This window comes from Photobacterium swingsii (genome assembly GCF_024346715.1).
GTDB classification, from domain to species: Bacteria; Pseudomonadota; Gammaproteobacteria; order Enterobacterales; family Vibrionaceae; genus Photobacterium; species Photobacterium swingsii.
This window is the reverse complement of record NZ_AP024853.1, coordinates 1,628,126-1,641,939: the sequence shown is the minus strand read 5'-3', so window position 1 is coordinate 1,641,939 and position 13,814 is coordinate 1,628,126. Positions and strand designations below refer to the sequence as shown.

The following is a 13,814-nucleotide window of genomic DNA, read 5'->3' as shown; positions in this document are numbered from 1 at the left end:
ATTATTTCGACGTTTTTGAAGTACTATTTAGATGGTACAAATGACGAGAAGACGCCCCATAACGTCTTAAATTCATCTGGAATGATATTTTCATCGACTTGCGCCTGTAAACGATCAATTCTTTCTAACAAATCCGGACTTAACGCAGCCGCTCGCATCAATTTTTCGTAGATCACACTATCTTTGGTGAAGAACACGCCACCAGCCCCCTCACCGCCTCCCTTGCCCGTATTGTTCATCAAATCTTGCTTACTTGGGTCGATATGTAACAGCATCGCGATATAACTCATAAACTGCGAGCGATTCTCGAGCAGTTCATTGGTTATTGCCTTCCCACGGTCCAATTTACAGTTAAATATTATTTCAGCTTGAACGACTAAATTTTTAACCACTGAATCCTTTTCAGATATTTCGAAGTGGATGAGCGCACTAATTTGGGAGGGGTTAAGACCGTCCCAGATAACTTCACGAGATAATGGACGAGGCTGAGACGCGCTCAACGTAGAAACCTTAACCTCAAAATTCGCCGGGATATCAACCTGAGTGCCGTTTAAGGTCAACTGATATTCATCATCACCGTTCGCATCAACTTCAAGTTTCCAATCGGCCTTAATTAGACTGAACTCTAGTAGACGGAGGACTCGCTCAGAGTCTTCTTCTTCAATTTGTTCTAGTTCGCTGAACTCATGTTTTGTGAATAAGCCTGTACCACGCTCATTAACCCATTGCTTGATCAGTGAATGAACACCAATGTGATCTTTAGAGCCCGTTAAACGAAGCATGAACTCACTATTTCTCGGGTTCTTGGTTTCATCTCCCATCGCTGCTTGAGTTGTATTCGCAGAACCAAGGTGCCAGCTGGTAGTGGAATCATTCTCGTCAACAACTAATAACTTTGCATGCAAATTGAGGTCATTTTCTACAAATGGGGACTGGTCCATTTCCTCATTTTCTTCCGCATCGACGAGGGGTTCGTTAAGTGCGTAACAGTACCAACCGTCCAACGCTTTCTCGCCCGCCATATCAAGCTCTTCTTTACGGCTAAATAAGTAACGTTGGTCATCAGGAGCAAAGGTACTAAGCCAGTCTAAAGCCCCGACTTTGCCGCCTCCTCGAATAAAAGGTGATACGGCAAGCATGGCTTGATTACCATGCTCTAAACGAATTGGATGCTGTCGTTTATTGCCATCATCAAAAACAGTAGAGAGAAAACCAAGTTCAGTGATGTTATCTGGTTTATCCCAATGCACCCTAATTAGCTCTTCTGGATCAATCACTTCATCAAATGAAAGCGTTGATGATCCGCGGTAAAGCTCATCAAAAAAGTCAATCAACTGACGATTGGCTGGCTTTCGCTTCCCTCTTGATTCTCCATTAATTACGGCGCTAAGGTCCCAGCTGCGATCAAACGTTAAGTTACGTGACAGCACTATCAAGCGGTATTTTACATTTTGAGTTTCATCTGGACTTTCGAATCGCAGTAACCACAATTTCGGGTGAAACGACGAAAACTCCGAATTCGACTCTCCTGCGTTTGGAACTACTGGAATAAGACTGCTTTCCAACAAGCCAAATAAGCTGTTGTACTTATCTGGCAACTTAATATTGCCTTGTTGGTAGAATACTGTGAGTTTATCTCCCAGCATTCCTAACGCTTCCAACAGCGCTATTCTCATGTGTTCAACCGAGCCTTCTAAGGTATGGCCAAAACACATGGCAATTGGCACCGTCAACAAGGTATTTAGATCCAAGCTATACGTCGTGGCGATAGCATGAGTAAGCTCATAACCCTCGGGAGCAATAAGCTGTTCGCCATAATCTAAGCGATTTTTATCCGGCACTAACATCTAGCCCCTCCTGGATATCTTGTAAAATGACTCTGGCAGAAGGCCAACGAAACTCCAGTTTGCGCATTCCAACCCACTTTTGATTTTCACTGAGGGCTTTTTTCAGCAAACACCTTGCCCCTTTATTTGCTATCGCTTGCTGCTTAACACATGCATCCAACTTATCTACAGGGGCATTCTCGCGAATCAAGCTACACCAGTTTTCGATAAACTGACGTGTACGATTGTTTGCGCTTTTATGTGGTCCGAAAGCAAACTCATACCAGTTATCGATGCTCTGCTGTTCAAAGCTCGTCGGCTGTTTATGAGCTTGATTCAACCAAACATCAAACTCTTCATTCCACTGTTCAATCTGTTCGATATTTTTGGCACGTTGGGCTATGAGGATGTTGTAACGAATATGCGCGCCTTCAAGAACAAAACTAAATTCCAGCGCGTTTTCAAAACATGTTTTCGTTTGTTCGGAAATAGGAGAGTCTTTTAAATTTTCATAAAGGGCTTCTGCCTTCCAACCATTATGGACATCCATATCACCCACTTGCAAAGCTTCACCAACAAGGTTGTGCTTGAATAACTGAGCGGGGACACTATGTTCAATCTTACTCGATAGCTGTAGTTTATTTTTGAGGTAATCAGCTTCTTTACGTGTAAGTTTTATTGACACTTGGTTTAACCAAGATTCACAGTAACCATCGGGTTTCGTCATCAGTTGAGCGATATCAGAATGCTGCCCATCGTCATCAACATGGGCTTCGGTCTTATTGTTTGCTAGCTCTTGGTACTGATTAACAAACTCTCTTAACGACAGTTCTGTTTTAGCGATAGATAACTGGCGCAGTCCATTCCAGTAGACGGAAGAAGGCTTCCGAGCCACTCCTTTCTCTAGGCTTTCTTTTCCAATGATCCCATCAGGCATATCATGTCGATGGTTTTCGACTAAGCACCTAGCTAATTTATCTTCTTGCTGGCTAATGTATTCAGCAAGAGGGGGCCTCTCATAGGGATCTAACTTACGGTAGTCGTGAAAGATATATGGGATAGTGACAAAGTACTTAGCGCGGGTTTGGATAGTAGAAAAACCCGGAAAAAGCTGATCGGCAAAGGCATCCCTGATTTGTCCTATACCCAACTCATCAAGTGTACCTTTCTCTTGTAACATGGATAACACTTGAGATACACGCTCTCGCTCTGTAGATGAAAAATCTATCCAGCCAATTAGACTTTTTTGTCGGCTCACTACTCACTCACATATTCTTAATTAATTCAGAGATCATCTAGCGCTATGTCACTAAGACTTTCAGTATTCCTTATTTTCAATTGCCAATCGAAACTCATTTCGACCATTTGCGACCTTCTCGGCATTCAGATAAGTACTTAAATGGGAAAGGTTTGACTGTCGCTAGTTTATTGCGCACAAAGTAGCTCTTCGTTAAGTCCAAACAAAGTTGCTTGAGTTCATCAGAGCCTTCAAGATACCTGATATGATTGAACTGCCCTCGGCTAAACTTAAAACCACCTTTTTCACTACCAACAAAATAAGCAGAATGCTCGGCATCGTAGAAGTGCCCCGTTAGTGCTTCGAGGTACTCGTTATGTCCACCTTTCAACGAGTAATTAAGCATCACACCAGTCTCTTCAAAATAGCCATCAATCAGTGCTTGTTCAGCGGTTGAGCGGTACCCAATCTTGGCTGCTTTAAGATCTTCTTTGTAAAACTCTTCCTGCAGCGTATGTGTCTCCAACATGGACTTGAGCTTGCCATGTATTGGATCGTTCAAGTAGGCAGCATCTGAAAGGTAAGTATCGATAAATCGACGGCTTATGCCTCGCAGGTTACTCTCCTTTAGATGTTCAAGTACTTTGAATAGCTTTTCGGCATCCGGAATTGCGGCGATTTCTTCATGAACAATGGTACAGATTTGAGGAGGTAACTGCGACATATCGATTACATAGTTCAGCGTTTCGAAATAGCGCTGCTTTTCAGGTAGTTCGATATTGAGCTCATCAAAATAAAACTCATCTTGCTGCTCATACTTGAAGACTCCGTTATCACATTTCAAGATATGAAAAACCGGCTCTTGGTCGCGATACTTAGGGTCTTCTCTCTCGACAAACCAGTAGTTCTCAGTTAGAGGTTGAACAAGAAACTGACCTAGCAAGCACTCTTGTTTAATCGCCATTTCTTTTACCACTGCATCAATGATCGGGCTTAGCTCATTTCCTCTCGCTTTGGGACGTACAGAGGTAATTGTTGAGTTGTAGATACCTTGTGTCACTCTATCTGATGTATAAAAAACCGCCTTAGGATCGGATAGCCCTGCTTTTTCATAGTCTTCAGCACTATCTAATACGACAAGTAATGGCTTTCTGGCATCGATATCTGCAACTTCAATAAATTCAACTTGTATTGGCCATTGCTGATCTTTTAGCTTCTCAAAGCCACCCCCTTTTAACGACGCGTTCGCAATCTGTAGACCACCAGCATCATCGATAACTTGATAGATACGCTGATACACCTTTTCAACATCACGCTTTTTATAATGTTCACGCCAACTAGCCTTAATAGGCTTTAGTTGAAGCGATAAGCCACCAGAGAAATGCGTGTTCATCAGATTTACGAATTGATAAATGGCGCCGGTTTTCGTCTTTTGAAGCGATATCGGTTCTTGACCAGTAATGTCGATGGCATTGGTCGTGAACTTTTTCTTCCCTGGACTATGCACAATGAGGTTGCCCTTTGGGTTACGTCGCAATAGCCCGCTTTCCATGTCGAACTCAAATTTAGTTTGTTTCTCAATATACCCTGCTGGCTTATAAGCCGTTTCTATTGGCGAAAATGTTGTGCCATCCATAGAAATGAATAAGGAGTTAAAGCGCACACTCTCTTTAAGATCAAATTTTAAGCATTTGTACACGGTATGCTCAAAGAACTTGTCTGACTCAACAAAAAGAAATGTCTCTCCAAGCCCTGAAAAAAACTGACTTGACGCCACTTTGCCAAGCGCTCGTACAAAAAGACGCCCCAGTAATAACTGGTCGCAGTCTTCAAATCTCACGCGCTCAAAAGCAACCTCTATTGATTCAGGCTTAGTTTTGTCTTGTTTGTCACGCAATACCCAGTAGTTACCAGAGTGCTTTATAAGTGCCTTAGGCATCGAAGCTCGCTCCACGATGCTAAGTTGCTTCGCGTAATCTACCTTTCCCATGCTTTTGTCCAATGACACTTTGTAAATGACGTACTTTTGATTCAACGCTTCAAAATCAAAGGTTAGGTCAATGAGGGTGGTTAAACTTCGGCTCATCTTCTTCACTCCGAAAACTGGTCTAATAATTCAAGTAACTGGGTCATTGGTGGAACGTTGTTCGTGCCTGACACATTGTCGATAATTCCTGGGATTTCGATAACATCCGCATCAGCTGCTATTGCATGCTCCACGAACATTTCATTTTCTTCAGAAAATTTCCGAGTAACCACACCTGGCTTATCGTCATAAATTGTATTGATGTATAGCGCCTGGATAACCTTACCTTGAAACTCTTCTGGAGGATTACTTCTGATTTCCAATAACTTAGCCTGGCACTTTTGAAGTGTATTATCGTAAATCAAGCACCCAATACTCAAATCCCAATGCTTTACATCAATCAACAGAATTCTGTTACCAACAGCTAAATAACCATCAAACCATTCAACACAGCCCTCTGGCATACCTTGTACCTCATAATCAAAATGATTTAGCACGGCATAGACTGCCTCCTCACCTAAGGCGCCCATGTATAAATCAAACATGGCTGGAGCAAGAATATATTTGCCATCACTAAATGAACCCGCAAAGTGGTTCTCATTAAAGTGCTCTGCAACCAGAGGGTTTTTTAATAAGATAGGCAAACGTGCCGAAACTTCCGAAACCTCACGCAAACCAGCAACATCGGCTGGATCAACGAATAGTTCCGTAATACCTTTTTCGTCAGAGTATTGGATTTGGTATTGATATCTGCCAAGGCTCTCTTTAGGTTCAATATAGTAGCGAACCTCTTCACCTACTGGAGCTTGGTCCATAGCAGGCTTCTTTAGCATCCAGTTTCTCAATCTTTCATACTGACCTATCGCATTAGGGTTCTGATGCTCATACACACTAGTTATAAGCCTTTGGATGTGAGCATAGTTTCGAGATGCTTTAGGGTGATATGAAATACGCTGTTTTTCCTCTGCAAACACTCGATGTTTCTTTTTCACTTCCGTTATCAACTCTTGGTACTCATAAGACAGATAGGAAAGATCACGGCTATCTTTGGCTAAAGCTTCGAGAAAATCCGCTTCTGCGTCATACATGATTGAGATCTCTTTCTGTTTCCACTCTGTTCGACACATTCTTCCAAGAGCCTGCTCAATAAAACGATACACAGCATATCGATAATCCTCACTACCTTTATATGTCTTAATCATCGAACCAACCGCCCTTCCGTTTACTTTCGATGAGATAAACCATTTCAACTGCCCCTTGATCTCATTGGCAACAATGATTCCTTTTTCATGCAGCATTAAGGCATCATGAATATTTTTCTTAATAGCAAGGTCTCGTTCTGTTGTTGAAAGGTTGTCGTGTAGATGGCTTCCTATCAAGCTTTTTGGTTGCTCTAAATATATAGAATCTATGTCTGTCTTATTTTGTATTGGTTCACTGCTCTCCGGACCGATATAAACAAGATCATGCCCATTCGGAACCTCGTAAGATGGAGATAATCCAGCTCCTGTTGCCTGATAATTTGTGATTACAGCAACTTTCTTATCCGTGCCTTCCAACAATTCCAATACACCCTGAAACTGTTCATTTCTAAATGACGCAGCATTTATGTTCTCGAAAATCGTGACATCGAGCTTTTCTCCAACAAAGGCCATGAACTCAAAAAACTCTCTGTTTTTGTAACTTTTGTTGAGCATACAGAAATGATATCGATTACTTGGATGCTCTGAGAATCGTTTAATGGAATCAACCAGCTTGTCCACCCTACTTACCGCGAAAGATAGGTTTTTAGGCTTATCAACCCCCAAGAGCTGGCACAGTTCAATCTCCAATAACTGAGGAAAATATGTTGTTCCTTTAAACTCTTGATAAAGCAGGCCAACCCCCCCCCAATCAACTCGCTGAGATATGCCGGTTACATCAATATTGATTCCTTTTTCCGTATATTTGCGCTTCGCGTAGTATTCGTCCTGAATCGCTGACTTTTGAGATTCATTAAGCAGAATTAACCTGTTAGACAACACGTCTTCTAAATACTTGAGGTCAAAATTATGAATGGCCGTTTCGCTAGTGGCTGTTGCACTGATACCCAAAACTTTGGCGCCAGCAAAAACCCAATGCGCTAACAACCCTGTTGAAGTTAGTGCTAAGTCGAAAGTCGTTGCAATAGCAGTATTGTCCGTCTCGCTGAACTTAGAAATATTAGCAACTTCATAACCGCTATCATGGAAACTATAAGATTTATATTCATTCTGAACTTTGAAGCTTAATCGTGCAGATATCAAAGACATAATGCTGTTGGTCAATTCGACCAAACCAAGATTGTTCAGTATTTTCTCAACCAAATTTTCGGTTGTATAAGATCTAGGTTCGTTAGAGTCTTCTAAATTCTTTTTAAGCGTGAGGATCGCACTCAACATACCGTTACAAAAGGCTCGAACTAACTGAGCACCATTGTTTACAAATTGAATGGCACTTTCTTTTCCATTTGGTCCGATTTCGTGACTACCCTTTAGATGATTGATTTTCGATCGTAAGTCTTCATGCTTAAAGTTGATGGCATGAATCGACATTCGGTCAGACAAAAGAGTAAAAATGCGGTTTTGGTTTTCACTCCCTTTTTGAATAGTCGCATTTGTTATAAATGGCCTGTAGTGTATTTTCCATTTATGTTTGTGATCTTTCAGCGCTACACGAAAATGGTCAAAACACTTATCCACCCCACTAAACTCTGGCGAACCTTGGATCTTGAAACTATCAAAGCTCGAGTAAAACTTACGAGTCAACGCAATGATGTCGTAATCTGAGACCGCATTTATCAGATGAGTTAAAAATTCACTTTGTTGACGATCGAACTCATCAAGTATCAAAAGTGAATTTTCAAGAAAATCACTGATTCTGTACGTAAGATGAATTGCATGCCAAGGATACAGCAGTTTTGATGTGGTCAGAAAAAGCACCTGCGTTTGTTCTTGATCTATTAACCGAGCTGGAAAAATACGGTTTAGAATGTGATCTGTTTTTACATCCCAGCCATCTTTGTCTCTAAGGTATGCTCTAAGTGATGTAAAAATAGCTCCGTATCTGGTGCGAAGTTCATCATCAAATACTGTAGAACTGCTGCTACTTTTGGCCTGTTCCAGTAACTCTATCTTATCAAGTGATTTTTTAATCTCCCGACGCTCACGCACATCCAAGATTTCAAAAACTATAGCCCAATCATCAGTGGATAGATCTTTTATACAGGTATCCTGAGCTTGGATCAGAATGACATTTCGCTTTAGAGATACCTTACGGTTTTGACTCAATGACTTATTGTTATCAATCCGTTTTAGTAGGTCCTCATATGCTTCCTTTACATTGACTCTCAAGTTAGTTGCATAAATCAGTGTTTTCTTGGAATCAGCTATGAGATGTTCAAGTTGAAGCTCTGTGGCTTGGTAAGTCTTACCCAGGCCAGTCTGAGCATCGACTAGAGCCAAAAAGCCCTCATCAGACATACACGCTCCTGGACCTGCAATTTCCAAATAAGTTTTAAGCAATGCACTCATACTCTTCACTCCAGACTAATTCCTTATTAGTAAACCGACCATCAACTTGACGATAAAACATACACTCAATATTATGACGTCACTGACGACAGGTAAATACTGAATACATAAACATGTCGAATAACTAGACAGGAATATAAAATGACTAAATGGCCAATTCGCTGGGATCTACTGTTCCGCTACAGAATGATAGAAGTCATCGCACTGTGGGAAGGACGGTTAACAACCAATCACTTGATCAAAAGCTTTGGCATTGGCAGGCAGCAAGCTTCGAAAGACATCAACACCTATCTAACCGATATCGCGCCAGGAAACCTTGTTTATGATAAACAGTTGAAAGGCTACAAGCCCAGTGATAGCTTTAGCCCACAAGTAACAAAGGGTCATGCTGATGAATATTTACACATTCTTTCGAGAAGTGAAGATATGACCATCACATTTAAAGAACTCGATATGGGGTTTGAGAGTGTCTCGATGATTCGCCCTATTACTCGTAATATATCACCACAAGTCTTGCGTCCTTTAGTTCAAGCTATCAGAGAAAAGAAACGTGTCGACATAAGCTACACATCACTAAAAGACGGCGTTGAAGTTGAGCGAATTATCTCTCCTCATACCCTCGTTTGCACACCTCTACGTTGGCACGTCCGAGCCTATTGCGAGCATGCCAGAGGATATCGTGATTTTGTGCTCAGCCGCATAAGAGGCATTCCATGCCTTGAGGCTAAAAATGTAATGGGGAAGTCCAACGATGACCGTTGGAATACTCCCCTCGCTATTGAGTTGATGCCGGACCCGAGACTGACAGAAGCTCAGGCAGCTGTCGTTGCCCATGACTACGGTATGGAAAGTAACATTCTACACATAGATACCAACGCAGCTTTAGTCCGATATGTTATGGACGCGTACAATATCGATATCAATGTATTGGATTCAAATCCGAAGGGGCAGCAAATTATTGTAGGGAATTTTGAGGAACTGAAGCCATATCTAATATTTTAGCCAACGGTGGTTTCAACCAGTTACTGCCTAACAACTTGTACTGAAGAGCAAAGATCTGAAATAACAAAATGTTTCGCAGCTTCTGAGACAGAAAGAGAACTTCTTAACTTTTAGTAACTTGATCTTCGGATATTTGCTTACTCTTTAGTTAACCTAAAAATTACTAGAAATGACTGAATAACGACGAAGATACCCAGCACTTTAATCGAAGACTACCTGACTATTAATTTCAGCACATACAATAAAGTGTTAAGATCATCACAATAGAAAATTCAAGTTACGAGGGTGCGTGTAAAGAAAGCAAACGCCAACGCTTTCCATACATGGTCATTTTTATGTACCCCATGTTGTACCCCATGACTTAAAATAAACGAATTACTTTAAGGTTTTCAAAAATGTCTAACACAATCCAATGGTTTCCGGGTCACATGCACAAGGCTCGCAAAGAAATTGAAGAAGCGATCCCTAAAGTTGATGTGATTATTGAAGTGCTTGATGCACGTATTCCTTTCAGTAGTGAAAACCCGCTCATCTCTTCTTTTCGTGGTGAAAAGCCCGTTGTTAAGGTGCTTAACAAACGCGACTTAGCCGATCCTGAAATGACGGAACTTTGGATTGCTCACCTAGAAAAAGAGCAAGGCGTGAAAGCGATTGCCATTACGACTGAAAACATCTCTGAAGTACAAAAAATCACAGATCTTTGTCGCAAGCTTGCGCCTAACCGTGAAGAGATGGGTAAAAACATTCGCACCATGATCATGGGCATCCCGAATGTCGGCAAATCCACCATCATCAACACACTCGCTGGCCGTGCTGTTGCTGTGACAGGCAACCAACCTGCTGTTACCCGCCAACAACAACGTATCAACCTACAAAATGGCATCATCCTTTCTGATACCCCTGGAATTTTGTGGCCAAAAGTAGAAAACCCACACAGTGGTTTCCGCTTAGCAGCAACCGGCGCCGTCAAAGATACGGCAATGGATTATATGGATGTGGCTTTCTTTACTGTTGAATACCTAAAAGAAGCCTATGCCGATCGCTTAATCGCACGCTACGATCTTGATGAAGAAATGCCAGAAACAGACATCGAGCTAATGGAAGCGATTGGTCGTAAGCGCGGTTGTTTACGTTCGGGTGGCCGTATTGATCTTCACAAAGCATCAGAGATCCTAATCAATGAGCTACGTAACGGAACCCTAGGCCAGATCACGATGGAGCGTCCAGAGATGATCACCGAAGAGTTAGTAAACGTTGCTATTGAAGCGGAACTAAAGAAAGAACAACAAATTAAGAAGAAAGAAGAGCGACGTAAACGTTACTTACGTAACAAGCGCTAGTAACACTCGTTTTATTTTCTTTACATGATAAAAGCCCCATGTTGTTTATCGCAACATGGGGCTTTTTCTATCTCGTGTTTTAGGCTGGGTGTTGCTGTCTAATTTACAAAGTAAAAGATTCGCCATTACAACGCAAAATCTGCGTGTTCGCAGGCAATACAGAAAGATTACATGGTTCGTCATTGGTTGCCAAAATCACAATGCGGTCTGTTGGGTGTTGCTCAATAACAGCTAGCCACTCATCTGTATTTTCTATCGGTGAACGATTCGCATCACGACGGCATAAATCACTAATGACTTTAGGGCAATGCTTGGTTGCAATCACACGTTCAGCTTGCTGCATTAATCTTAGTGCTTTTAACGTAAGTAGCTCAGGGTCTTGCGGATAAAACACCACCACAGGTGGCACAATAGGATTATGGTCAGTATTCAGTAGTTCTTCAAAAACAGTCTGTAATTGAACTAATGATTGTGCATTCACCACTAGTGGGTGACGGAAAAATCGTTCCCAAAAATAGCGGCGTTCATCGACCGTATCAAAGCATTGCTTTATATACGGTCGAGATTGCTGAGAAAATTGAGCAATGAGCGGAAGATTGGCAGCAAGTTGAGTTTCCAATAGTTCACGTAAAAAACGTACCAAAACAGGTGCTGCTCCTCCACTCGAAATAGCGACTTGTAACAAGCCACGGTCGATAATAGAGGGCGTAATGAAATCGCAATGCTCAGGGCTATCAACCACATTACACAATACGTTTGCTGCCGTAGCATCTTGATGAATACGCTGGTTGAGCTCACTATTATTCGTTGTAGCCCAAACCTGCCACATACCAAGGATATCTGACGCCTGATATTCCGCTTGCTGATACCGAATCTCACCCGACGCTAATTTCACCGCAAGCTCATCACTTAAGGTCGGTGATACAACCAGTACATCTGCTTGCGCTTCACATAACATTGCAACTTTACGGCTGGCAACTTCACCGCCACCAATGACTAATACAGGCTTATTAACCAAATCGACAAAAATAGGGAAATACTGCATAAGTCCTCTTTGATAAAAATACATCACTGTAATGCTTTCAACACGTTAACGTGCTTATCTGTTGCAGTTAAGCACAACATGCCACGATTAGCGAGCCGATATCGGCCCTGTAATAAGCTTTAGAGCGTGATTTCTCTGTTATGAGTAATTAACCCTTTTGGAAGACACTCGAAATAAAGATGTAATTATCACTTCTCATTATTCATACTCTTTTTGCCTCACTCACAAAGCGATGACTTAGCTATTTCCTTATACATCAAGACCCGCTTCGCATAGTTTTGCGGTGATATATTGATTAAGTGCCACTGCTAAATCAGAGGAAAACATGCACTTACAGTATCTGCCTATCATCGCCTTTGTCACCTATCCATTCATTTTTTCAAACATAGCGCTTGCAGCCTCCCAAGAACATTCGCAAACCATCGTATCCCATGCGAGACAAAAAGCGCCTGACACAGCAACGGTAGCTGATGCATGGGCTTTAGATAAAAACGCACTCAGCCAGTATTTAGTGCATCAAAATAATCATGGGCAATTCAGTGGTAATCTTCTTATCGCAAAAGATAACAAGATTATTTTTGAGCAATCACTAGGGCTTGCAGATGTACAGAGTAAGCGTCCTATCAATCCTGATAACCTGTTTAAAGTGGGTTCATTAACCAAGCAATTAACTGCCGCTGCGATTCTTCGACTATCTGAACAGAAGAAGCTAAACCTTAACGATTCTGTCGAGCACTACTTTCCAAAACTGGCATTGAGTAACAAAGTCACGATTAACGATTTACTTGATCACACCGCAGGTATAAACCGCGATGTATCTTGGCGTGATAGCCCTCAATCTTGCGATAGCCAGAGCCTAATCAAGCAGATAATTAAAGACAGCCGCCAGTACCCACCCGCACTCCAATACAATTTCAGTCATGCACACTATCTCTTACTCGGCGGTATTGTCGAACAGGTCTCTGGCGTCGATTACAACAGCTATATCGACCAAGAGTTCTTACGACCGTTAGGAATGAAAGACAGTAGTATGAAGCTAACGCTTTCTTTTCAACTGGCTAAATCTTATGAAATATCCGGTCTAATTAATGCCCATATCACCCCGACAGATTGCGCATGGTCTGCTGGCGGGCTGATCACCACAGTGCATGATTTGTACCTTTGGAATCAGGCTTTACATAATGGCAGTGTGGTATCTGACGCATCGTTACAAAAGATGTATGACGAACAAATTGGTATGGTCAAAAGCCTGCATAACAATCAAACCTATTACAGCCAGCAAGGTAATATTGATGGCTTTAAAACTGTCATGATCTACCAACCTGATACCCAGGCCATCATGGTAGCACTGAGTAACTACCAAAATACCAATCTCACCCTATTAACCGCCGATCTATTGCAGATCAGTCAAGGAAAATCGGCTTTGCATTTGGTCAGCGCCCCGAAAAATCAAGCGGTAAATTGGCAGAGTAACCGCGACATTGTGGGTAATTACCAAGATCATTTAGGGGTGCCGTTGCAGATCGTTTATGAAGAAGGGGCACTCACCGCCAAGGTCAATCAGGCGAATATTCCCTTGGTTGTAAAAAACAGCAACAGCCTATATGCCGCAGGGATCGACAATAAGATACGTGTAAATCGAAATACTAATAACGCCAGCCAAGAGATTGTATTTTTCTCACGCGATGGCCGTTACCTTTCTCGCTTTATTCGCGTCAAATAACTTCTTAAGCGCTGGCAATGCTAAGGAATTCGCATGCATAAACAAGGCTTAAGAATAAGAAGGC

Annotated in this window: 8 protein-coding genes; 3 read left to right on the top strand and 5 right to left on the bottom strand. The window is 41.9% G+C overall.

Features of this window, described 5'->3' with window-relative positions; all coding sequences use genetic code 11:
* Positions 1 to 23 precede the first annotated feature (23 nt).
* The 4 genes from OCU77_RS24380 to OCU77_RS24365 form a co-directional block, all read right to left on the bottom strand.
* The gene (locus OCU77_RS24380; protein WP_048899332.1) at positions 24 to 1,847 is read right to left on the bottom strand and encodes a phospholipase D family protein; all 1,824 of its coding nucleotides are present in this window, start codon (positions 1,845 to 1,847) and stop codon (positions 24 to 26) included.
* On the bottom strand, positions 1,831 to 3,084 hold the full coding sequence (locus tag OCU77_RS24375) for a DUF6361 family protein (RefSeq protein ID WP_048899398.1): 1,254 nt from the start codon (positions 3,082 to 3,084) through the stop codon (positions 1,831 to 1,833). Before OCU77_RS24375 ends, OCU77_RS24380 begins: the two co-directional genes overlap by 17 nt.
* Positions 3,085 to 3,178: 94 nt before the next feature.
* Positions 3,179 to 5,149: a hypothetical protein gene (locus tag OCU77_RS24370; RefSeq protein ID WP_048899331.1), complete on the bottom strand. Its 1,971-nt coding sequence runs from the start codon at positions 5,147 to 5,149 to the stop codon at positions 3,179 to 3,181.
* A gap of 5 nt (positions 5,150 to 5,154) precedes the next feature.
* Positions 5,155 to 8,640 carry a hypothetical protein gene (locus OCU77_RS24365; protein ID WP_048899330.1) on the bottom strand — a complete coding sequence of 1,162 codons (3,486 nt, stop codon included), beginning with the start codon at positions 8,638 to 8,640 and terminating at the stop codon, positions 5,155 to 5,157.
* A gap of 141 nt (positions 8,641 to 8,781) precedes the next feature.
* Between OCU77_RS24365 and OCU77_RS24360 the strand changes: the two genes are divergently transcribed.
* Positions 8,782 to 9,642 carry a helix-turn-helix transcriptional regulator gene (locus OCU77_RS24360; protein ID WP_048899329.1) on the top strand — a complete coding sequence of 287 codons (861 nt, stop codon included), beginning with the start codon at positions 8,782 to 8,784 and terminating at the stop codon, positions 9,640 to 9,642.
* A gap of 395 nt (positions 9,643 to 10,037) precedes the next feature.
* A complete protein-coding gene (gene ylqF / locus OCU77_RS24355; RefSeq protein ID WP_048899328.1) occupies positions 10,038 to 10,982 on the top strand; it encodes a ribosome biogenesis GTPase YlqF in 945 nt (314 codons plus the stop codon).
* Between the two features lie 103 nt (positions 10,983 to 11,085).
* On the opposite strand, the gene OCU77_RS24350 is transcribed toward ylqF, so the two are convergent.
* Positions 11,086 to 12,027 (bottom strand): precorrin-2 dehydrogenase/sirohydrochlorin ferrochelatase family protein, encoded by a 942-nt coding sequence (locus OCU77_RS24350; protein ID WP_053111832.1) that lies wholly within the window; start codon positions 12,025 to 12,027, stop codon positions 11,086 to 11,088.
* A gap of 325 nt (positions 12,028 to 12,352) precedes the next feature.
* On the opposite strand from OCU77_RS24350, the gene OCU77_RS24345 reads away from it, so the two are divergent.
* A complete protein-coding gene (locus tag OCU77_RS24345) occupies positions 12,353 to 13,750 on the top strand; it encodes a serine hydrolase domain-containing protein (RefSeq protein WP_107302930.1) in 1,398 nt (465 codons plus the stop codon).
* Positions 13,751 to 13,814: the final 64 nt, after the last annotated feature.